The organism is Burkholderia aenigmatica (assembly GCF_048627025.1).
In the GTDB taxonomy this organism is placed as follows: Bacteria; Pseudomonadota; Gammaproteobacteria; order Burkholderiales; family Burkholderiaceae; genus Burkholderia; species Burkholderia aenigmatica.
Genome location: NZ_CP184469.1, coordinates 278,203 through 300,510, shown reverse-complemented (window position 1 = coordinate 300,510; position 22,308 = coordinate 278,203). Strand labels below are relative to the sequence as shown.

General features: G+C 63.7%; 19 protein-coding genes. 5 read left to right on the top strand and 14 right to left on the bottom strand.

Translation table 11 applies throughout. From position 1 onward, the window contains the following. Window positions 1–59: 59 nt before the first annotated feature. The 7 genes from ACN8ZM_RS18340 to ACN8ZM_RS18310 form a co-directional block, all read right to left on the bottom strand. On the bottom strand, window positions 60–860 hold the full coding sequence (locus ACN8ZM_RS18340) for a DUF6708 domain-containing protein (RefSeq protein WP_420211973.1): 801 nt from the start codon (window positions 858–860) through the stop codon (window positions 60–62). After that, the gene (locus ACN8ZM_RS18335) at window positions 860–4,135 is read right to left on the bottom strand and encodes a T6SS effector BTH_I2691 family protein (RefSeq protein WP_420211972.1); all 3,276 of its coding nucleotides are present in this window, start codon (window positions 4,133–4,135) and stop codon (window positions 860–862) included. Before ACN8ZM_RS18335 ends, ACN8ZM_RS18340 begins: the two co-directional genes overlap by 1 nt. Beyond that, window positions 4,132–5,076 carry a hypothetical protein gene (locus tag ACN8ZM_RS18330; protein ID WP_420211971.1) on the bottom strand — a complete coding sequence of 315 codons (945 nt, stop codon included), beginning with the start codon at window positions 5,074–5,076 and terminating at the stop codon, window positions 4,132–4,134. Before ACN8ZM_RS18330 ends, ACN8ZM_RS18335 begins: the two co-directional genes overlap by 4 nt. After that, complete coding sequence (locus ACN8ZM_RS18325; protein ID WP_420211970.1) at window positions 5,073–7,145, bottom strand: type VI secretion system Vgr family protein; 2,073 nt, start codon at window positions 7,143–7,145, stop codon at window positions 5,073–5,075. The genes ACN8ZM_RS18330 and ACN8ZM_RS18325 overlap by 4 nt, the downstream gene beginning before the upstream one ends. A 455-nt stretch (window positions 7,146–7,600) precedes the next feature. Further along, window positions 7,601–8,185, bottom strand: coding sequence for a dual specificity protein phosphatase family protein (locus ACN8ZM_RS18320; RefSeq protein ID WP_420211969.1), 585 nt, complete (start codon window positions 8,183–8,185; stop codon window positions 7,601–7,603). Between the two features lie 13 nt (window positions 8,186–8,198). Next, a complete protein-coding gene (locus ACN8ZM_RS18315; RefSeq protein WP_043180508.1) occupies window positions 8,199–8,693 on the bottom strand; it encodes a hypothetical protein in 495 nt (164 codons plus the stop codon). Next, entirely contained in the window at window positions 8,690–9,832 is a 1,143-nt protein-coding gene (locus ACN8ZM_RS18310; RefSeq protein ID WP_420211968.1) for an MGDG synthase family glycosyltransferase, read from the bottom strand. Before ACN8ZM_RS18310 ends, ACN8ZM_RS18315 begins: the two co-directional genes overlap by 4 nt. Before the next feature lie 16 nt (window positions 9,833–9,848). On the opposite strand from ACN8ZM_RS18310, the gene ACN8ZM_RS18305 reads away from it, so the two are divergent. Continuing rightward, window positions 9,849–10,070, top strand: a complete 222-nt coding sequence (locus ACN8ZM_RS18305; protein WP_089451983.1) for a hypothetical protein — start codon at window positions 9,849–9,851, stop codon at window positions 10,068–10,070. A 174-nt stretch (window positions 10,071–10,244) separates the two neighbouring features. Here ACN8ZM_RS18305 and ACN8ZM_RS18300 read toward each other — a convergent pair whose 3' ends face one another. The 7 genes from ACN8ZM_RS18300 to ACN8ZM_RS18270 all read right to left on the bottom strand — a co-directional run bounded on the left by ACN8ZM_RS18300 (window position 10,245) and on the right by ACN8ZM_RS18270 (window position 17,639). Then, window positions 10,245–11,336, bottom strand: a complete 1,092-nt coding sequence (locus tag ACN8ZM_RS18300) for a hypothetical protein (RefSeq protein WP_420211967.1) — start codon at window positions 11,334–11,336, stop codon at window positions 10,245–10,247. 235 nt (window positions 11,337–11,571) lie between these two features. Next, window positions 11,572–12,075 (bottom strand): activator protein, encoded by a 504-nt coding sequence (locus ACN8ZM_RS18295; protein WP_420211966.1) that lies wholly within the window; start codon window positions 12,073–12,075, stop codon window positions 11,572–11,574. 181 nt (window positions 12,076–12,256) lie between these two features. After that, entirely contained in the window at window positions 12,257–12,760 is a 504-nt protein-coding gene (locus tag ACN8ZM_RS18290; RefSeq protein ID WP_043180516.1) for a hypothetical protein, read from the bottom strand. A gap of 122 nt (window positions 12,761–12,882) precedes the next feature. After that, window positions 12,883–13,707: an OmpW/AlkL family protein gene (locus ACN8ZM_RS18285; RefSeq protein WP_043180517.1), complete on the bottom strand. Its 825-nt coding sequence runs from the start codon at window positions 13,705–13,707 to the stop codon at window positions 12,883–12,885. Window positions 13,708–13,780: 73 nt separating this feature from the next. Then, entirely contained in the window at window positions 13,781–15,034 is a 1,254-nt protein-coding gene (locus ACN8ZM_RS18280; RefSeq protein ID WP_205822742.1) for a DUF2957 domain-containing protein, read from the bottom strand. A gap of 71 nt (window positions 15,035–15,105) precedes the next feature. Continuing rightward, window positions 15,106–16,725, bottom strand: coding sequence for a DUF2957 domain-containing protein (locus tag ACN8ZM_RS18275; RefSeq protein WP_301769263.1), 1,620 nt, complete (start codon window positions 16,723–16,725; stop codon window positions 15,106–15,108). 617 nt (window positions 16,726–17,342) lie between these two features. Next, complete coding sequence (locus tag ACN8ZM_RS18270; protein ID WP_420211965.1) at window positions 17,343–17,639, bottom strand: cupin domain-containing protein; 297 nt, start codon at window positions 17,637–17,639, stop codon at window positions 17,343–17,345. Between the two features lie 434 nt (window positions 17,640–18,073). On the opposite strand from ACN8ZM_RS18270, the gene ACN8ZM_RS18265 reads away from it, so the two are divergent. The 4 genes from ACN8ZM_RS18265 (at window position 18,074) to ACN8ZM_RS18250 (ending at window position 22,263) form a co-directional block, all read left to right on the top strand. Beyond that, on the top strand, window positions 18,074–19,021 hold the full coding sequence (locus ACN8ZM_RS18265; protein WP_043181413.1) for an ABC transporter ATP-binding protein: 948 nt from the start codon (window positions 18,074–18,076) through the stop codon (window positions 19,019–19,021). A gap of 3 nt (window positions 19,022–19,024) precedes the next feature. Further along, window positions 19,025–19,786: an ABC transporter permease gene (locus tag ACN8ZM_RS18260; RefSeq protein WP_011354149.1), complete on the top strand. Its 762-nt coding sequence runs from the start codon at window positions 19,025–19,027 to the stop codon at window positions 19,784–19,786. 150 nt (window positions 19,787–19,936) lie between these two features. After that, on the top strand, window positions 19,937–21,355 hold the full coding sequence (locus ACN8ZM_RS18255) for an MFS transporter (RefSeq protein WP_043180521.1): 1,419 nt from the start codon (window positions 19,937–19,939) through the stop codon (window positions 21,353–21,355). 206 nt (window positions 21,356–21,561) lie between these two features. Next, window positions 21,562–22,263 (top strand): MBL fold metallo-hydrolase, encoded by a 702-nt coding sequence (locus tag ACN8ZM_RS18250; protein WP_301769264.1) that lies wholly within the window; start codon window positions 21,562–21,564, stop codon window positions 22,261–22,263. Window positions 22,264–22,308: the final 45 nt, after the last annotated feature.

Genomic DNA, 22,308 nt, shown 5'->3' with positions numbered 1-22,308 from the left:
CCCCCACCCACACCGGTGACAAGTCACGTAGCCTCCATGTACTCCGAATTCAATAAACCTCACGGCACCGTCCTCGACTCGCGATCCATGTCAGCTGGCCACTCGACTTTGGGCGCTAGGCGCAGGGCGAGGTTGTACGGGGCAACGTCGTTGGAATCACGTGGATCGGCGTGGTCAGGGTCGAGACCCTCAATGCCGTTTTGCATGTATGAGCAGACATAGGCCCACAGATTCGTAGTGTTGGCAGCGGTAGTGCTGAAGTCAAACCGCGTGATGACGTTGTTCGTACCAGGTTCAACCACGGCTATAGAAACGCCCTCTTTGAGAATCAGGGCGCCGCCAGCAGTCGCTCCACGTACCTTCCACTTCTCAGCACGCAGATCGTCCCAGTCGTAGCTCGCCGTTGTGACGTGCCACCGCGTAAACGGGTTCCACCAGATCGAGTGAAAGCCGTACACATACACCTTACGGCGCAAGCGGTTGAAGCGAAGAGGCAGGTCGCGCGGTGGAGAAACGTCCATACGATAGAACACCGCACTTGCCCATACAGCCACCGCCATAGTGCCCCACAAGATGATCATTACCACAACTCTGTCGCCAGAAATGTTAAATTCCCGAACGTCAAATAAATTAAAAACGGCCGTGAATATTGACTGAGCCAACCATACAGCCATCAATACCGCAAACCAAATGAGTACGCCATGAACAGATAATGCATTACGAGAAATTTCCATGTAAATTTTATTGAGATGCACCGGGGATATAGATAACAGCGCCGGACTTTCCCGGACAGTTTCGTTGGGATCCGGGAGATCTCGTTGCCAACCTGTACAGGGGGGATTGAGCTTAGGTTTCACCATCAGATATCCTCGGCTATTTCGACAGCAGCAAATCCAGATTGATCAGTCTTATCGGGCCAGAAGATCACCATTAAAGTTGCCGACTTAATCTTGTTGACCGGATCCAACCAGTATCGACCACTCAGCACCGGCCGCTTCCCCGTAGGTTTTGTTTCGTTCTCCAACGAGTAATCCGGTCGCTTCAGCACGGTAGGTTGCTTAAGCGTACCCGTATCGTTGAATTGACCTGATGCCATTACATGAGAGGAGAGGCTTGGTAAGCGTCTGCCGGTGGGCGAAACGCCAAAGCGCTCCGTAGTGAGGGTAAAGCGATAGCGTGATTGCTGAACGTCGAATCCTGGCAAAACTGCGCTATAAACTAGCTCGCTTCCTCTTTCAACGGCACCACCATTCTTTAGTATCTCTACATCTTCGGTGATGAGTTCGTCAATCGGTCTAGGACGCGTTCCGCTTTCAAAACTGAGGGTCACGTCCATGCCCAGTACTGCGGCATTGAGTGCCGCGATGGCACGGTCCATATCTTTCTCAGGATCGCGCCAACGCTGTTTGTCTTCTGCCTGTCCGAAGTAGCAACGTCGAGCCCATTGCTCAAGGGCGTCGGACTCGTTGCTTTTGGCATACTGAACTGCCGCAAAAGCGAGAAGCCCGAGCGCAATACCAATCCCCAGGGGACCAGATAACGATGCAGAACCGAAAGCCGCCCAAGCAGACCCCAAAGATCCCCAAGCCGTAAAAAAAGCACCGCCAATAGACAAAATTGCGGCGCCGGAATATATTCTCGCCGCCGTTGAGTCCCCAACCTTCGCCACACGTATTGCTGCCCTAATACTTGCAGCCGCATCCGAAATTCCTGCCAAGGCTGCAATCGCCCCTCCGACCGCCACCATCTTCGTGCCCAACCCGACGACGCGGCTAAGTACCGGAGTCTTCTCAGCCCCCCAGCGCAATGCAAACTCCTTAGTGGCCTCCGCCGGGATCTTGATCGCCAAGCCAGCCGCTTCGACGCCTGCTCCGATAATGCCAACGGAAGCGCCATAGAACGCTGCAACCGCTTCCGGATGGCGTGCCCCCACCTTCGCATCCAGATCAGCCAGCGTGCTCTTCAGGCTGTCCTGCAGAAAGTACAGCCCAACAAACGACAGTCCCCCATCGACGCTGCCAACGGACAAGCTCTTGATGCCAGCGAAACTGCTACCAGCGAAACGACGTGCGCCTGCGGCACCGATCTGCAAACCATTGAGCACCTTGGCGGCGGCTGGCTCCAGATTCTTCAGGCCGGCCTTGACCTGACGCAACGCAGCCTTGGCTTCCCGCTTCACGTCCTCCCCGAGCACTTCGGCCCCCCGCTTGACGTCGCGCACGCCCTCCCTAGCGTCCTGACCGAGTTGCATGAGTCGTTGCTTGACCTCTTCAGCCGAGCCACTGGCCCAGAGCGTCACATCGATGAGCACGTTGCGAACGTTGGCGTTCGGGATAGTAATCAGGCTACCCAGCAGCATCGCACGTACTCCCTTGCCAGCTGCTTTTTGCGCCGCATTTGCGTGGTTGCGGATTTCGTCCGAAAGCAGGTCGAAGCATTCGCCTACTGTGAGCTGAATGGTGACCTGCGTGAGCTTGGTTTTACCGTACAGCCATGCCGCGCCTACATGGAGGGTGCCCAGCGCCGCCTTGGCACCCACGCTCAGGCTGCTGTCCAGACGATTGGCAGCATCATGCATGGCAGACAGTAACTGATCCGCCGCACCAACGATGACACCTCTGCGCCATTCGTCGCCATCGCTACTGGTCGCAATGAGCTTGATCAGGTCATAGTATTTCTTGCCCGCATCGTTGGGCATGGCGCCAGCTACGAATTGCGGTTCGAACGCTTTCTGCAGGTCGGTATGCTGCCCATTCAGGGCGATGTATGCGGGGCTGTTGGGGTCTTTCAGTAATTGCTGCCATACCTTGCCGCTCGGACCGAGCACCTCGGGTTTGGGTTTCTCGCCCGGTTTGGCTGGCGGCGATGGCGCATCGGTGACACCACCCATAAGACAGTCGGCGGTCGTGCCAAGCCGGCGTTGTCGCGAACGCGGATCGGTGTCGGCATAGTCGAGCATGATGACGCGTCGCCAGTCGGCACCGGCCACCTGCGCTCCCCAGTCGGTCGCATAAGCGTCGATCTGCTTCTGAAAATCGTTGATTTGCTTGTCGTACGCGTCCTGGAATGTCTGTCGTCCCTTCGGGCCGGTTTCCCAATAACGCTCCTCGAGCCTGGCAACTCGGCTCTTGGTCGTGCTCTTAACCGTGGCGTCGCGTTCTTTTGCCGGGTCCTGAAACACCGGCGGGCTACCCGCTTCGCTAGGCATCCAGAAATCACCCGCAGGTGGCGGTGTCTCGGCATCCACAAGCTGAGCGATGTAGGTTTTGATGCCGAGCAGGCATTGCGACGTGAGGTAGGCATACCGTCGCTTGGGGTCCTCGCGCCAGTGCTGGCGTAGGGTAACGACGGAGAGCCGCAGACTGTTGAGCTCCGCCGCCATACCGACCGGATCGGGCAAGATCAGGCCGGCCACCCCCTTGGCGAGCCCATATTGCTTTTCGAGCAGGTGCAATTGCGCGCGCATCGCTTGCACACGCGGCTGGCGCGGATGCCACCCGTGGATGCTGTTGAAGTCGCTCGCGCCCACTGTGTATTCAGCCACATGTTCGTGGAGTAAATCACCGTGTTCCAAGGCGAGTGCCTGGTTATTGGCCTTTGGATCGGCTTTGAGGCCAGCCAGGTTGATCACCTTGAAGCGCTGGCGATAATCCGCCGGCAGCGGCTCGCCGTTGTCGTACTTGCCTGTACGATAGGCATCGAGCGTGGCCTTGGGCCAGGGGTCCTGTGCGAAGGCGATCCAGGCCTGTTTGTATGTCGCCGTGTCGATATTGATGAACGCCGCACGCAGATCATGCCCCGCGCCCAGGCATGCCTTGGAAAGCGGCTCGGGATTCGTACGTGGCATGGCAAACGGATTGCATTGGCGAAAATAGCCTTCGGGCGTGACCTGATAAGCGTGCCAAATCTTTCCATCCAGCAGCACATAGATGTAGCCCTGCCGCATCACACGCAACGCGGTCTGTACCGATTCACTACGCAGGGTACCTTGCCGCTTGAGCCCTTGAGCAACCGGCATGACCGCGAGACGCAGCGGTAAGATCGGCAACCCGGTTCGCTCACAGGCGTTGCAATCGCCGGTGCGATTGGGCGCAGCCTGGCGGCCGGCCCTGGTAAGAGTTTGGCTGGTGCTCATGAATAGCTCACTGCTTTGGGTAGCGATGCGACGATGCGCATCCAGGCCGGATCGTCGTAGGTCTCAAAGCGAGCCTGCAACGTGGACTGGCCGGCCGTCGCGCATGCAATGTCGGCCTGGACATCGGGATTCAGTGGCAGAGCCGGGTGGATGAACACACGATGCGTGCACAGGTCGATGATGTCGGCACTCAGGCGTAGTCCACATTCGCGCGCGTGGCGCACCAACCGGAACGCATGGACTGCCGCTTGAGGCGGCAGGAGCGTGTCACCGCGCCAGCGCCACGGGGCGTAGGCCATGGGAAATCGAAGAGCAAGGCGCCAGACATCAAGGAAGTCGTTGATCAGAGGTACGGCCCGTTGGGTCTGGCGAACCAGCGCGGGGATGTCCAGCCCGGACCCGGTGGCCTCGCCGCGAAACACGGTACAGGTGCCCCAACTAGTCGGGCAAAGCCAACGTCGGATGGGCCACATCAGATCGGGAAAGATATTCCCTGCAGAAGCGGACAGCAGTTCAAGCCGCAACGGTTCGAACCATGGCGACACGCTTTGGGTACTCGCCGATGCAATATCCACGCAACGCAAGACCAGATGGTCGACGAGCACGTCTGGCGAATACTGACTCAGCAGCCAGCCGCAGACGTAGCGTTTCTTGTAGCTCGCATCCTCGCGCGCATACCGTTCACTCGCGGCCAGCAGCGCCGTCATCGGAAACTCCCCGGGCGATGCGAGTTGAACCAACGCCGGACATGCTTCAGGGGTGTGAGCGAGGTCCGGGCGCAAGACACGCGTGATCGCCTGTTCACCCAACGTCTGCGTCAGAGACGTGATACTCAGCGGATTTTCAGGATCGCACTCTGCCATCGGATCCAATAGCAGGTAGAGATAGTCGCTTGCTGCACGTTCGCTAAGGGCAAACGCCTGTACGGTACGCTCGATCATCTGGCGCGCTCCAGACAATCGGCCAACTGCCCCTCCAGAACTTGACTACCCAGGGACAAGCTATTCCCGCCGCCCCCGCCCTGTTGACTCATCGGTCCCTTCACGCGAATCGCCACACCATCCAGCGTGATGCCGCTGCTGTCGATACGCAAGGTCCCACCGGGACCTTTGATGACGACAACCTCGGCTGCGCGAATCTCGTAGGCCTTGGTGCGATGCTGGATGGCTTGCCCGGCCTCGACCTCCACCCTGCCTTGTACGCGCTGCTCCAGGTGCCCGCCAATGTCCACCGTGTGGCTGGCAGCCGTCTTGTCGCGGCGGTTGTTGCCGACCTCTTCCGTGCGATCCTTCGCGGTTGTGATCGTGTGGTTGCGACCGATGGTCAGGAAGTCATCGTCACCGATATCGTGCCGGCGATCCCGCCCGATCGTGACCTGTTCGTCGTGCCCAACCGTCTCCTTGCGATCATTGCCGATCGCAATCGTCTCGTCGTGCTCGACCTGCTCGCTGCGGTCATTGCCAACGAAGGTGGTTTCGTCGTGGTTGACGTGGATGTTCTGATCGCGCTGCGCGTGAACGTAGATTTCCTCTTGTCCGGCTTCGTCTTCGAAGCGCAGCTCGTTGAAACCTTCGCCCTTGTGCGTCTGGCTCTTGATCGTCATCCGCGTCTTGTGCCGCGGCAGTTCGTACGGCGGTAGCTGCAAGCGGTTATAGGTGCGGCCGGTGATGACCGGCTGGTCCGGATCGCCGTCGAAGAAGTCGACGATCACCTCCTGACCGATGCGCGGAATCGCCATATGTCCCCACAGCGCCCCCGCCCAGTTCTGCGCGACGCGGATCCAGCACGAGCTGTGCTCGTCATGCCGGCCCTGACGATCCCACGGGAATTGCACCTTCACTCGGCCGTACTCGTCGGTGTAGATCTCTTCACCCTCCGGGCCCACGACCACCGCCGGCTGCGGGCCGTCGATGCGCGGGTGGGGCAGCGGCTCGGCGCGCCATTCGGCATCGTCCGGCACCAGTACCGCTTCGTAGCCGTAATACGTGCCGTGTTGTGCGTCGGCGCTTTCTTCCGCCTGGCTGGTGTGTTGCTTGCCGTGATGCACCAGGCTCACCGGACGCCAGCTCCGGTTCATGTCGTCACGCGGGTGGCCCGTGAGCGCGAAGGCAATGCCCGGCTGCAAGCGCGCGTCGTCACCACTGACAAACGCCACACGTGCATCGCGCCGGTGGCCGCGCAGACGATCGTGAGTGAACGCCTTGCCGCTGGCTTCGTGTTTATATCGGCCCGGGTAGTCGTAGCGTGCGTAGCCTCGACCCTGATGATCTAGGTCGGTGCCGTCACGCGGGTACTCGTGGTTGAAGCGCGGATTCTTGAACGTGTAGTCGCGTTGTACCTGGCGCGCGGTACGCACGCTCTCGGTGTAAGCGAAGGTCCGTAGACTGGGTTGTGGCTGATCGCCGCCCGGCGTCGGGTTGTAGATCACCGGCTCGCCGTCGAGACGACCGAAGATGAACAGCCGATCGCAGTGAATCAACCGGTGCCCCTCTTTGCCGTGCTGGAAGGCGTAGAAGAAGCCTTCCTCGCGCAGGATGCGTTCGACGAAGTCGTAGTCAGTATCACCGGCCTGTACGCAATACTCACGGGCGAGGTGTTCGTTGGTGGCGCGTTGCTCGTAGTCCATCGTCAGGCCATGGGCCTTGAGAACGGCGACTGCGATCTCGGTCACGCTGAGCGTCTGGAAGATCCGCCAGTCGGATGAGAGCTTGAGGCGTGCGAGGCGCGGCTCGACCACCGCCGAATAGCGAGTACGTCGAAAACCGGTATCGCCCTGAACGAACGACGAAACCGCACCATGCACGTAGCGCACGGGCTGGCCACCCTGCCAGATGGTCAACAGCCCATTCCGATCGAGCACCTGTCCAAAGTCGATGGCCGGATTGGCACTGGCCAGTTCAACCTGCAAGCGAAAGGTCTCGGACAACCCCTCACGCAGCGTGAACTCGACGACCTCAAACGACTCGTCTCCGGCAGTAAAGGTAAAGCGCAGGTCGGATTGCGTGGGCATAGAAGATCCTTGCCGACCCGGGACCGGGCAGCGGTCATCAATGGCGAATAGCGGCAAACGACGCAAATAGCAGTCGATAAAGTGCCTCGGCCCAGCCCCATCCGCTGTCACGGACAGGTCGGCGCCGATACTGGGTGGGGATCAAAAGTATCGAGCTATCGCTCTAGCGTCTATCGGACGAATCTGAAATTCACGGAAAGATTCACCCACGCACGATCCGCCCGCGAGCGAGCCCATAGCATCGTGCTCGCATCGAGCCGACGGGTCTCGATGAAACGAAGCGCGCTGAAACGCGACTGCCGATGGCCAGTGGACTATCCGGGGATCATCGAAATGGAGAAAAGAGAATGGCGCGTCGGCTCGCCATATCGCGGAAGCGGTGAGACGCCCCGGCCGGCCTTCCCCATGAAAAACGCCGCCGACATTGACTGTCGGCGGCGTTTTTCATGTCCGGCTCAACCGTTGTTGACCTGCTGCCGCAAACGCTCGATATCGACGTTTTTCAAGTAGTTCGTGATGTTCTGCCAGATCGGATGGAACCCATAACCACCGTGCTGCAGCTCATCGAGCGCCTGCTCGCGTGTCCAGCCCTGGTACACCACCCGGTACAACGCCGACACGAGGCCGGTACGATCGGCGCCGTGCTGGCAGTGGATCAGCACCGGGCCGTCCTGGTCGGCCGTCCGCAGCGCCCTCAGCGCGGTGACCATGTCTTCGTCGCGGATGTCCCACGTGTTGATCCGGATGCGTTGCATCTTGATTTGCGTGCCGGCCAGGATGCTGTCGTCCGCGTGAAACGAACGGAAGCTGATGACCTTGCGGATCCCGAGCTTCTGCAACTCCGGCACGTCGCTGCGCGACAGCTGCGCGCTGCGGTACAGCGACGGCGTGATGCGATGCAGGTTGTTCACATGCGCATCGGTCACGCTCTGCGCCCATTTGATCGGCCGTGCGGACGCCTCGGAGGCCGGGTCCGCGCAGGCCGGCTGAGCGAGCCCGGCAAGCGTGACGGCGAGCGCGGCAATGATGGCGATTTTCATGTCGGGTCGGGGATCAATAAAACGCGCGCTTGCGCTCGCGGGAAACGATGAACAGCACGATCGCGGCAGCGCTCATCGTCCAGTAGTCGGTCGGGGCCACACCCAGCCAGTGGATATGCCAAGGCACGTTGGCCGGATTGAAGCGGGCCAGGCCGTATGCCGGGTTCAGCACGAACCACAGGAAATCCTCGGTCAGCCAGAACACCATGATGCACGCGACGATGCGCGCCTCGATGCGCCACGACCAGCGCCCGTTGAACACGGCCGGCAGGTGAAAGAACAGCGCGACGAACGGGAACACCCACGCGTGGTAGCCGGTCATCGGCCGCCCGCCCCAGAAGATGTCGAGCAGCCAGTGATGTTCGATGCGCCAGGTCGGCAGGTTGGCGGCCCAGCCCGCGCTGCCTTCGATCTGGATCTCGACGTTCGCGAAGAAGTACGCGAGCAACACGACCCACGCGACGACGAACACCGTATGGCGCGTCGGCACAAAACGCGCGACGCTCATGCAGCCGGCTCCAGGCCCAGCACGCGATCGAGCACGAAGCGGCCGGCGAGCGGCCGCCCGAGCGGCGCGAGACGGCGGCGCATGTCGGCGAGACGCTCGGGTGTCTGCAGCAACGCGCGGATCCGGTAGACGAGCGCATCGTCGTCGATCGCCTTCAGCGCGACACCCTGCTCGAGCAGGAAATCCGCATTGCGCTCTTCCTGGCCCGGAATCGGCGAGTTGACGATCATCGGCAGCTGCATCGCGAGGCATTCGGACGTCGTCAGGCCGCCCGGCTTCGTGATCACGAGGTCGGCGCAGGCCATCAGGCGTTCGACCTGCTGCGTGAAGCCCTGCGGAAACAGCCGGCCGGGATGCTGCGCGGCCAGTGCCTGCAACGACGCCAGCATCGCCTGGTTCTTGCCGGCCAGCGCGATCAGCTGGAAGTCGGCATCCATCTCCAGCAGGCGCGCGGCCAGCACGTCGAGCCCGCCGAGGCCCGCGCCGCCGGACATCATCAGGAAGGTCGGGCGCGCGGGATCGAGGCCGAATTCGGCCGCGCAGGCCGCGCGATCGAGCGGCTGGCCGAACGCCGGCATGATCGGGATGCCGCTGACGTGCACCGTGTCGGGCGCCATGCCGCGCGCATGCATGCGCCACGCGATCTCGTCGTTGGCCGCGAAATAGCCGCGCATGTTCGGCACGACCCACATGCTGTGCAGGTCGAAATCGGTGACCTGCACCCACACCGGCGTGTCGACGCGCCCCTTGCGGATCTCGCGCGACAGCAGTTCGGCGGGCAGGAAGTGCGTGCAGATGATCGCATCCGGGCGCTGCCGTTCGATCTCCGCGAGCAGCGGCCGGCAATTGAGCCGCTCGATCGCACGCCGGATCTTCTGCGACGGCGCGGCGGGATCGACTTCGTCGGTCTTCTGGTACAGGTAGCCCCACAGCGCCGGCTGGCTGCTGACGAGCTTGATGTAGAGATCGGTGTACAGCTTGCGGAAACCGGTGGACACGAAATCCATCACGTCCAGGTGGGTGGCGTCGACGCCGGCGGGATGGTGGTCGGCGAACGCGCGGATCGCTTCGGCCGCGCGGGTATGGCCGGCGCCGGCGCTCACGCTCAGGAGGAGAATCTTCTTGTTTTGCTTTGACATCTGACTGACCGTTTCGATGAAGGTGGTCCGGACGCGGGTTCGCGGCGACGCTCTCACGCGGCGGCGGTTCGTGTCCGGCTTACAACAAGCTTGGCAGATCTTCGACGGTGCGGGCGGTTACAGCAACGCGATCGCCGGCATCGTCTGCGGAATCATACTGCGTTCGGTCGATGGCGCCCGGATCGGCGGTGACACGCAGGCGGTCAGGATGACGTGGCAAGGCGCGTGGCCCGTGTAGACACCGACGGTATGACGTCTTGGCGTACCGCCTCTTGACGCCCGTTCGCGTGTGCGAACGGGGCCCGGCATTTCGGCGCGAACTGGGGTGCTCGCGCACAGATCGTTTGGAATCCTTGCGTATCGGTTCAGCACAGGCGGTGCATCCGCCCGCCTTGTCCCCATGCTCGCCGAATCAGGACGTCACAACGGCCCGCTTCCCCATCCGCTTCCCGCGGACGATCGGATTCCATCGCGACGTCAGGCTCATTGCGCCGCGCAAGCGCTCGAACGCGGCGTCCTCCTTCGGCCCGAAGCGGCTCACTGCCGGCCAGGCGAGCACGTGATCGAGCCATGCCTGCCACTCGTCGCCATGAAAGCGGCCACCGATTTCCCGCACGGCCTCCGGCGCCGCGATCACGATGCCCGCCAGCAGGTAGCAAGCCCAGAAACTGCCGCCACCGACGAGTTGATCGAGCCTGCACACGGAAAGCGCCGCGAGCAGCCCGTCCACCGACGCGAGATCGGCACGATGCGTGCGGATCGCCCGCGCAACGAGGTTGTGCTGACCGCCATACGCGGCGATGGACGTTCCGTTGCCGGCGGCAAGCGCGGCCGAGAACGCCACGAGCGCCGCCATCTCGTCGATGCGCGATGCATCGTCGCGCGGCCCGCACGCGCGCAGCACGATCGCATCGATGACGGCGCCCGGCATGGCCGACGTTTCTCCACCCGCAGCCGCGACGACGGCCAGCCTGTCTCTCAGGTTCTTCGCAGAAAGCGTGTTGCCCTGTGCGCCCTTTTCATGTTCGGTACATTCGCCCTCATCACCTCCGTTGCATCCGACACCGTCGGCAATCCGCCCGAGTGCGGCCCAGCCGACATCGGGGTCGCCGAATGCGCATGCGTCGATCACGCCGTGTGCGGTGTCGAACGCGGCGCGCGAGCCGGGGCAACTGCGTTCGGCTTCGTCTAGTTGCTGCATCGAAGGCACGTGCGAGCACGCACCGAATGGGTCGGTCAGGTCGCAGGCGCACGCGCCGCCGTCCGCTGCGATCCACGGCGCGAGCCGGTGAAGAACGGTCGCTGCGTCGCGAGACAGATTCGCACCTGTCCGCACACGTATCGCCCGTGACTCGGCGACGGTCGTGTCATCAGTGTCAGCCGTCATCGCTACACAAGCGGCAGCGTCGAGTCGCTCGATCAGGTACTGCAGCCACGCGGCCGTGCGCAGCCGGTCAGGCGTCGCGCCGCGGGCATCGCCATACTTTGCTGGATCGGTAAGCATGGGTCTTCCGGGATTGTTCTGGCCAATTGGAATTGTGTTGTTTCAATCGAATCGGGCAGCACGGCACGCCGCGCCAGCCCTGCATGTCCACCCGGATCGGATTGCGACACGGGCGGTCAGCCGGCCGTCGCGCCGATACGCGCGACGACACGAATGCAACGAGAAATGGGGAGTCCGCCATACATATCGCACGGCCCTCGTGCGCAACGGGCACCCGCGTCGATTCGCGACGCGCTTACTGCACGTGGAGCTTCGGCGACGCCATAAGCGTTCCGGAAAACTTACAATCCGGCGTCAATTCAGCATTGATGAAAGTCATTGACGCATTCGAATCGTTCCATTTCGCCACGAGCTTGCTCGGCCCGCACCCTCCAAACACCTTGAAGTCCACCTGCGCGTTGTTGACCGAAAGCTGTGTCGCGCTGTCCACCTGCCCTGTCCATGGCGAAGAGCCGCTCGCGCTACCGCTAACCAGCTGACACAAGCTGCCCCCGCTGAACTGCACCGACGCGATATTGACGATACCCGCCGGCGTAATCGTTCCGTTGAACGTCACGGAACAGTTGGCGACGATCTGCTTTATGCTGAGCGCTGTCAGCCCCGTCGCCGAAAACGGCTCACCATTCGGATTCATCGGCTGCCCGTCCGCGCGCGACACGGTCACCGCAGAAGCAGGCGCGGCCGAAACCGCGGTGAACACCACTGCAGCAACAAGCGATGCAATTTGACGAATTTTCATCTGTACGGCCCTCTCTCTTGATATGTGGCGGCCTTACACGAAAAACACGACCGCTCTGCCGAACGAATCCGGCCGCCGCGCCGATACACGCGGCAGCACGAACCCATCGAAACCGCGGAAACCCGCCGCACATATCGCACGGCCCTCGTGCGCGGCGGGCACCCGCTTCGATCCGCGACGCTTACTGCACGTGGAACTTCGGCGACGTCAGGACCGTACCGCCCACCGTGCAATCCGGCGTCAGCACGGCGCTGTTGAACGTCAGCGACGAGTTCGTATCGCTCCACGCCGTTACGACCTTGCTCGGCCCACAAGCGCCGAGCAGCGTGACGTTCACCTTCACGTTGTTGATCGTCAGCTGCGTCGTGCTGTCGGCCTGACCCGTCCACGGCGACGTGCTGCTCGCGCTGCCGCTGATCAGCCCGCACGTCGCGCCGCCCGAGAACGTCGTCGACGTGATGTTGACGATGCCGGTCGACGTGATCGTGCCGTTGAAGGTCGCGTTACAGGCCGCACTGATCGATCCCTTGCTGAGGTTCGTGAGCCCGGTCGCCGAGAACGGCTCGCCGTTCGGGTTCATGGCCTGGCCATCGGCCCGCGTCACGGTGACTGCGAAAGCAGGCGCGGCTGAAACCGCGGTGAAAGCCACTGCAGCAACAAGCGATACGATTTTGCGAATGCTCATTTGAACTGCCCCCTCTCTTCACAAATGGCGGCACGCCGCCAGGAACGCGACCCTCCGAGCCGGAGTGACCCGGCCAGCCGGTCGCAGGAAACCGCCAGCGCGCGTCATGCGCGCCGGACGGCTCAGAACTTGTAGGAAATCCCGACGAACGTGATCAGCGGATCGGCCTTCAGCCGCGTGCGCGTGGTGGCGAGTGTCGAGCCGTCGGCCGCCTTGATCACCAGCGACGAGTAGGTCTTCAGCGGCATGTAGGTCAGCGTCGCCGTTACGCCCCAGTGCTTGTCGATCGCATAGCTCGCGCCGACGTTGTAGACCGGCGTGAACGACGACGACGCCTTGCCCTCCACCGACGTCGCTCCGGGCTTGCCGGCGCCGGCCGCGAGCACGCTGCCGAGGTTCTCGTTGATGTCCTTCGCGAAGTTGCCGTTCAGTTCGATGTTGCTGAACCAGCTGTAGGCCACGCCGATCCCGACGAACGGGCGGAACCGCGCCGTCGGCGAGTTGAAGTAGTACTGCAGGATGACCGTCGGGCTCCACTGCCGCGCGTTCTTCACGGCCGGCTGGTTCGCCGACTTGTCCATGTCGACGTTGCCGAGCGCGCCGGCCGGGCCCGGCGGTTTGATCACGCCGTGGCCGGTCAGCGTGAACTCGGGCGGCACGCCGAGCACCGACGTCACCGCGATGTGGTCGGTGAAGAAGTGCGTGAGCGTGAGGCCGACCGTATCGGCGTTGTTGACCGTCAGGCTCGTGCCCGGCGACGTGAACGAACCGGGCAGGCGCAGCGGCCCGTTGATCGGCATGCTCGCGAGATTCGTCGTCAGCCCGTTGGTCGAATCCTGCGGCATGATGTGCAGCCAGCCCAGCGTCGCGACGTTGTCGCCCGCCTGCTGGGCCGATGCGAGCGTCGACACGCCTGCGACGACACCCGCGACAATCAGCTTCTTCATGAAGTCTCCCCCTCATTCTGTCGGGGCGCCGCGCATCCACGCGCGGCGCCGCCGTGTCTCCATCCACATGCGGTCACTGCACGAACGCGCCGACCGTGAAGTACGGGTTGCTCGTATCGACCATGTCGAGGAACCCGAACACGCCGCCGGTGAACACGAACTTGCCGGTTGCCGGCCCCGACGCCGCGTCCGCATGCACGGTCGTCACGACGCCCGGCACCTTCTGCGTGTAGTCGAGGTTCAGCGCGCGTGTCAGCGCGGCCTGCGACGCGTTGAACGGATCGAGCAGCGTGGCCTGCGCACCGATGAGCGCGGTCGCACGGTAGTTGAACGCGCTGTCGACGCCCGTGTACTCGCCGTCCTGCGAGCCCTGCGTGATCGCCGTCTGCGGGCTCAGGAACGAGATGCCCGATTCGTCGTCCGCGCTCGGCGGGCCTTGCGTGAGGTCCGCGTTGGCGGCGCCGGTGCGGATGAAGATCGGCACGAGCTGGTTGCGCAGCTTGCCGACGATCAGGATCCCTTTGCCGGCCTTCGCCGGATCGAGCGCGGCGAGCGTCGGCGGAATCTGCGGCTGGTAGTTGAGCGACTGGAACGCCGGCGCATCCGGGCGCAGCGTGAACGGCTGGTTCACGGTTGCGCTCGACGCAAGCGGCTGCCCGCCGTTCTTCTTGCCGAAGTTGTCGGTTTCCGTATAGCTGCCGTCCGCGTTGATCGTCACCTTCTGGTCGAGCGCCACCGGCTGGAAGTTCTGCGACGGCACCTGGTGATAGCCGAGCTGGTTGTACGTGCCGGCGATCTTCGTCAGGTCGGTTTCCAGCGACGAGAAGCTGATGAACGGGTAGTACGGGAATGTCGTCTTCGGGATCTTGCCGACGCCGATCACGCCGTCGAACTGGATCGTCGCGCCGGGGATCGCGCCGCCCAGCACGCCTTCGCCGAGGAACAGCCGCGCCGGCCGGCTCGGGTCGAGACTCGCGTTCTGCATCCGGAACGTGCACTGGTTCAGCTTCACCGTCGGCAGCCCCGTTTCGTCGGCCAGCGTGCCGTCAACCACGTTGGCGGGGGCCGTATCGCGGGTCGGCTGCACGGTGCCCGCGGCGGTCGGCACCGGCGATGCGAGGTAGGTCATCCGGTACGTCATCTTCGTCGTGTCGAGCTGCACCTTCACGAGCTCACCCGACCCCGACCCACCGATGAACACCGTGTTGTAGTCGATCGTCTGCGGGCACAGCCGGACCACCGGCGCAGGCGGCGGGTCGCCGTCTCCGCCGCACGCGGCCAGCACGGGCGCGAGCGACGCCGCGGCCATCCATTGCTTCAAATTCATAGGAATCCTCTTGAAATTCGATTCGCCGGCGGCGACGCATGCGCCGCCGGTGTGACGTGTTCAATGCAGGGTCACTGGACGAACGCGCCGACCGTGAAGAACGGATTGACCTTGTTGTTGTTGACGACCATCGCGTAGACGTTGCCGGCCGTCACGAGCCAGCCGGTGTCGCCCTTGCTGAAGATCGCCACGTTGCCGTTCGCGCCCTTCGCGTTGAAGTCCTGCGTGGCCGTGACCTTGATCTTGCCGGGCGTGGCCTGCGTATAGTCGAGCGCGAACTGCGAGGTGACCGACGACGTCTGCGGGTCGATGAACGCCGCGGTATTGCCCTGGAACAGCGTGGACGTATAGTTCGCGGCCATCGTCGACACGGCAGTGCCGTCGTTACAGGTTCCTGCTTCCGTCAGGAAGGTGCCATTGACGAACTTGCCAGGCAGATCCGGGTGCGGCACGTTCGGATTGAAGCTCGGGCCTGGCGACGGGATGAAGCTCGCCGTGCCGGGAGACGTCACGAGGCCGCATGCGGATGCGCTGGTCGCGCCGATGTAACCGCCCTTCAGCGAATTGGCGGCAATCGCGGTGGCTGACGACAGCATCGAGATCCCGACTTCGGCATCGGCGACCGACGCGAGCGGATTGGCCGGATCGACATACGTATAGCCGACACGAATCACGACCGGTATCCGCACGCCGTTCAGCTTGCCGACGATCATGATGCCTTTGGCCTGGCTCGACACAAGGAGGATGATCGTCCCCCCCTGCCCCTGCCCCGCGATCGGATACGAAACCACGCCAAACGCATTCGGCAGCCCGTTGCTCACGAACACGTTGTCGGCCGACCCGTCCGCATTCTTGCGCAGCGCCCAGGGGGTCCCGGTCGTCTGGCACGAGTAGTCGCTGCCTTGCGTGATCGTGCATGAACCGTCCGCATTGAGCGTCTGGTTCCAGTTGACGACGTCCGGCTCCCAGCCGATTGGCCCCGGCGCGCTCTGCCCGCCCCCGCCGATCGGCGACAGATGGATGCCGACCTCGTTGTAATTGCCCGCGACCTTCGAAAAGTCGGTTTCCGTTTCGATGAAGCCGATGAACGGATAGAAATCGAACGTCCGCGACGGCACGTAGCCGATGGGCGTGGGGCCCCCGAGGTCGATCCCCTTGTACGCAATCGTCGCCCCCGGAATCCCGCCACCCACCACACCATTGCCGACGAACAGCATCGGCGGATCCGCACGGTTGATCGTCACCGCATACGCGCCGTCGCTCGTCGCGCCGCTGTCGAGCACGAACGCGCAGCGGTTCTGCTCGGCGGTCGGGAGGGTGGTCGGATGATGGAATGCGCCGCTGATCGTCAGACCCGCACGCGTATTGTTGACCTGCCCTGCCGACGTCGGCACCGACGATTCGAGGAACTGCATCTGATAGGTGAGCTTCGTCGTGTCGAATTTCACCTTCACGTACTCGCCGCTACCCGCGCCGCCCGTGTAGGTCGTCGTGTAATCGAGCGCGTCCGGACACAGCTTCGTCACGACAGGCGGCGTCGTTTCAGCGCCGCTCGGCCCGCATGCGCTCCCCGAGCACTGCGGCACGGTGATCGGCCCCGGATCGTCGCCGCCGCCGCAACCGGCGACGAACGGCAAAACGACGACCGCGCATGACAGGATCGCTTTCCGCCATTCAGGAATGCAAATCATCAACCCCTCCTTTTCAGGTACGACAAGTCTCGTCCGGACAGGCTGCATGGCCCGCCGGTTGGTATCGCGCCGCCGCACGAACGCGCAGCGCATGACGGTGTGCGCAAGGCGGCCGCGATGCCGGTCAGGCAAATGCGGCACACGCCGCGGCGGCAGACAAGCGCGCTCCCGCAGCGCCGTCATGCGGCACGGCGCCGTCGGAACGATCGAAACGGGAAGTGGTTCGCCGCTACACGGCGAAATGACAACGCAGGAACGCGACCTGCATCGCGCCTGCATTCAGCGAAAAAACGGGAAACGGCAGTCCGACTGGCCCCGCGGATAGGCGTCTCATGAATTGGTCTCCGTACGTACGCTTGATTCGTTATCGTGATGCGTCGTTTGTGGAAACTATGATCGGACGATACCCACAAGTAAATGGATGCAGAGTTCCAAACGACCGAAACCGCGCAATCCTAGTGCGTGCAGGGGATTTGACAGTTTTTCAAACAGCCTTCGATTTATTTGCTCAGACAAATACCGGCCCCATCCAGCGCGCGTTTGAACAACGCCGCCCAACCCGCGCCCGGCCTTGCTGGCCGGCCCGCGACGGGCCGTATCGATGCTGCGGCGCAACCTTACACGTCGATGATCGCGAGCGTGCCGTGGCTGCCCGGCAGCACCGCGTGAAGCGTGCCGGCGAGCGCGAGGTACATCTGCCCGGCCTCGACGACGACCGTCTCGCCCGCGACCTCGAGCATCATCCGGCCGTCCAGCACCAGCAGCCCCTCGTTGTAGTCGTGCACTTCCGCTTCGTAAGCCTGCGCATCCATGCGCAGCACCTTGATCCTGGCCGGCCCGACCTCACCGACGATCGTGGATGTCCACGCGACGGCCTGCGCAGCCGCCACGGATTTGAAATCGATCAAAGACATGCGCCCCGCTCCATGAACGATGAAAGGAACGCATTATCGCGAGCGCCGCGCATGCCGTCCCGGTACGGCGCGACGGCGTTCGGGCGGCACAGTCGGCCTGCCAGCCGTGCCGCCGCCGCGCCGGAATGCAATCGCCGCCCGCTTCGCCGAAAACGGCACAAATTGTTCACCTATCGCAAATAAAGCAGTGTTTTATTAAGCAATGTCGCGGCAATTCGCGCAAATCAGACACCGGCAACGCGCGCCCTTTCCACGAGAATGCATTTCCATCTATCGATTGCTAATATGGCGATCCCGCGATCCCGCACCACAACGCCGTTCGACATGACGCCCGTTCGCCATGCCGTCCCCGGTCCCGGCCGCTTCGCAGCGGCGGCGGCACCGGGCACGCGCGGCGCATGCCGTCACGCCGGCCGGCCGTGCCATCCGTGAGCATGCAACCGATCCTTTCCGTCTCCGACCTCTCCAAGACTTACGCGTCCGGCTTCCAGGCGCTGAAGCACGTGACCCTCGACATCCGCCCCGGCGAGATCTTCGCGTTGCTCGGGCCGAACGGCGCCGGCAAGACGACGCTGATCGGCTCGATCTGCGGCATCGTCACGCCGACCGAAGGCCGCGTGACGGTCGGCGGCCACGACATCCGCGATCAATACCGTGCGGCCCGCGAAATGATCGGCCTCGTGCCGCAGGAACTGACGACCGACGCGTTCGAGACCGTCTGGGCGACCGTGTCGTTCAGCCGCGGCCTGTTCGGCAAGGCGCCCGATCCCGCCCATATCGAGAAGACGCTGAAGGCGCTGTCGCTGTGGGACAAGCGCGACAACAAGCTGATGACGCTGTCGGGCGGCATGAAGCGCCGCGTGATGATCGCGAAGGCGCTATCGCACGAGCCGCGCATCCTGTTCCTCGACGAACCGACGGCCGGCGTCGACGTCGAGCTGCGCCGCGACATGTGGAAGCTCGTCGATTCGCTGCGCGAGAGCGGCGTGACGATCCTGCTGACCACGCACTACATCGAGGAAGCCGAGGAAATGGCCGACCGGATCGGCATCATCCTCGGCGGCGAGCTCGTGCTCGTCGAGGAGAAGCGCGAGCTGATGCGCAAGCTCGGCAAGAAGCAGCTCACCGTGCAGCTCGAGCAGCCGCTGGCGGACGTGCCGCCCGCGCTCGCGCCGTTCGGGCTCGAACGCGCGGACGACGGCGCCGCGCTCGTCTACACGTACGACTCGCAGCGCGACGACGCGAGCATCGCGACGCTGATCAACGCGCTCGGCTCGGCCGGCATCGGCTTCCGCGACCTGCATACGACGCAGAGCTCGCTCGAGGACATTTTCGTCAGCCTGATCGACAACCGCCGCAACGGCGTGCAGCAAGGAGCCTGACCCATGAATCTGCATGGAATCCGCGCGATCTACCGCGCAGAAATGGCCCGCACGCGCCGCACGCTGATGCAGAGCATCATCGCGCCGGTGATCTCGACGTCGCTGTACTTCGTGGTGTTCGGCTCCGCGATCGGCTCGCGCATCAGCGACGTGAACGGCATCGGCTACGGCTCGTTCATCGTGCCGGGGCTCGTGATGCTGTCGCTGCTGTCGCAGAGCATCTCGAACGCATCGTTCGGCATCTACTTCCCGCGCTTCACGGGCACGATCTACGAGATCCTGTCCGCGCCCGTGTCGTACTGGGAGATCGTGATCGCGTATGTGGGCGCGGCCGCGTCGAAGTCGATCCTGCTCGGCGTGATCATCCTCGCGACGGCCGGCCTGTTCGTGCCGCTGCACATCCTGCACCCGTTCTGGATGGTGCTGTTCCTCGTGCTGACGGCGATCACGTTCAGCCTGTTCGGCTTCGTGATCGGTATCTGGGCCGACAGCTTCGAGAAGCTGCAGCTCGTGCCGCTGCTGATCATCACGCCGCTCACGTTCCTCGGCGGCAGCTTCTATTCGGTCGACATGCTGCCGCCCGCATGGCGCGTCGTCACGCTGTTCAACCCGATCGTCTACCTGGTCAGCGGCTTCCGCTGGTCGTTCTACGGGATCGCCGACGTGCACGTGGGCGTCAGCCTCGGCGCGACGTCGCTGTTCCTCGTGATCCTGCTGGCGATCGTCGCGTGGATGTTCCGCACCGGCTACAAGCTGAAGAATTGAAGCCGCACGCGCCGCCGCCGATGACGCATTTGGGCAAGCAGGCGGCGCTTTTCCTCTGATGCGGCAGTTTGTGGTCGCGTCTACTGAATACCGAAGCATCGGGGCCTTGGAGCATGCGCTGCGAGGCCCCTTTTCATTTCAGAGGACGCCATGCCCGCCGCCACCGCTCCCGCCTCCGCCGCCGCCCGGCTCGAACGCCTGCCGTTCTCCGGCTATCACAAGCGGATCTTCTTCATCATCGCGATCGCGTTCTTCTTCGACTCGGTCGACCTCGGCACGATGACCTTCGTGCTCGGCTCGATCCGCAAGGAGTTCGGGCTGTCGACCGCGGCCGCCGGCCTCGTCGCGAGCGCGAGCTTCTTCGGGATGGTGCTCGGCGCGGCCGTCGCCGGCCTGCTCGCCGACCGCTTCGGCCGCCGGCCCGTGTTCCAGTGGAGCATGGTGCTGTGGGGCGCCGCGTCCTACCTGTGCTCGACCGCGCAGAGCGTCGACGCGCTGATCGTCTACCGCGTGCTGCTCGGGATCGGGATGGGCATGGAATTCCCGGTCGCGCAAACCTTGCTGTCCGAATTCGTGCCGACCGAGAAGCGCGGCCGCCTGATCGCGCTGATGGACGGCTTCTGGCCGCTCGGCTTCATCACGGCCGGCATCGTCGCGTATTTCGTGCTGCCGCAGTTCGGCTGGCGCACGGTGTTCGCGCTGCTCGCGATTCCCGCCGTGTTCGTGCTCGTCGTGCGCCGCATCGTGCCGGAATCGCCGCGCTGGCTCGAGCATGCGGGCCGGCACACGGAAGCCGACACGGTGATGCACACGATCGAGGCGAAGGTGATGCGCTCGGCCGGCGTCACGACGCTGCCGCCGCCGTCGCGGCTCGCCGAGCCGGTCGCCGCCCGCGGGCGCGGCGCGCTGCGCGAGATCTGGAGCGGCGCGTACCGCCGCCGCACGGTGATGGTGTGGCTGCTGTGGTTCTTCGCGCTGCTCGGCTTCTACGGCCTCACGTCGTGGCTCGGCGCGCTGCTGCAGCAGGCCGGCTTCGAAGTCACGAAATCGGTGTTCTACACGGTGCTGATCTCGCTCGGCGGCGTGCCGGGCTTCCTGTGCGCCGCGTGGCTGGTCGAAAGCTGGGGGCGCAAGCCGACCTGCATCGCGTCGCTGCTCGGCGGCGGCGTGATGGCCTACGCATACGGCCAAAGTGCGCTGTACGGCGGCAGCACGACGCTGCTGATCGTCACGGGCCTCGCGATGCAGTTCTTCCTGTTCGGGATGTGGGCCGCGCTGTACACGTATACGCCCGAACTGTACGGCACCGGCGCGCGCGCGACGGGCTCGGGCTTCGCGTCGGCGATCGGGCGCGTCGGCTCGTTGATCGGGCCTTACGTGGTCGGTGTCGTACTGCCGGTGTTCGGCCAGGGCGGCGTGTTCACGCTCGGCGCGCTGTCGTTCGTCGCGGCCGCGTTCGCCGTGTGGACGCTCGGGATCGAGACGAAGGGCCTCGCGCTGGAACAGCTCGCGGCGGGCGACGAAACGGGCGGCAGCGGCCAGTACGCGGCGGCGGACAAGATCTCCTGAGCGCCGCATCAGCCTGGGTGTTCATGACGGCCGGGACGGCGTTCAGCGCTGCTCCCGGCCGGCTGCTGCGTGAACTGACAGGATTCGCGGCCGGACCGACACTGCTAGACTGAGTCGAGGCACTGGGTCGCGCGCCTGCCCGGCGCATCGCGGCGATCGCGCGATGGTGGTGTCCGGCCCCCACTGCCCGCGCAAGGATCGCATCGATGGACAACGCCCGTATCGAAGAAATCCGCAGCGGCCTGTTTCGCGCAACGACCTATATCGACAAGCTGAAGCTCGGCTTCAGCCAGTTCTTCGTCCGCTCGCCGAACGGCGACGTCGTCTGCATCGAAACGGGCACGCGTTCCAATTTTCCGCAACTGACCGCGAGCCTCGCGACCGTCGGCATCACGCCGTCGAGGGTGAGCAGCGTGATCGTTCCGCATTTCGAAGTCGACGAGATGGGCGCCCTGCCCGACTTCCTCGCGGCCAATCCGGCGCTCGTCGCGTATGCGCATCCGATCTGCACGCATGGGCTGGCCGATATCTTCGGGGTGCGCGCGAAGCCGCTGAAGGACGGCGAGCCGACGACGATTTCCGGTGTCGACGTCGTGCCGATCTTCACGAAGCATGTCCATCAGTGGGATGCACTGGTCGTGTATCTGCCGGCGTATAAGGCGCTGCTGTCGTCGGACATCCTGATGCGCTTCGGCGACGAAGCGACGGACGACCCGCTGCCGGCGATTCTCGATTCGATCCGGCGTTCGGACTACCTGCCGTCGCTCGCCCACCTGGCGAGTGCGCTGCGCCGGATCGAGGCGCTCGATCTCGACGTGATCCTGCCGATGCACGGCCCGGCCATCACGCACGACATTCCGCGCGTGCTCGCCGGCGCGATCGCGCATTGCGAGGCGGCGGCCGCGTAGCGGGAAAAAGCCGGCAAAAACCACCGCGCGCGGGCCGGTTCGCCC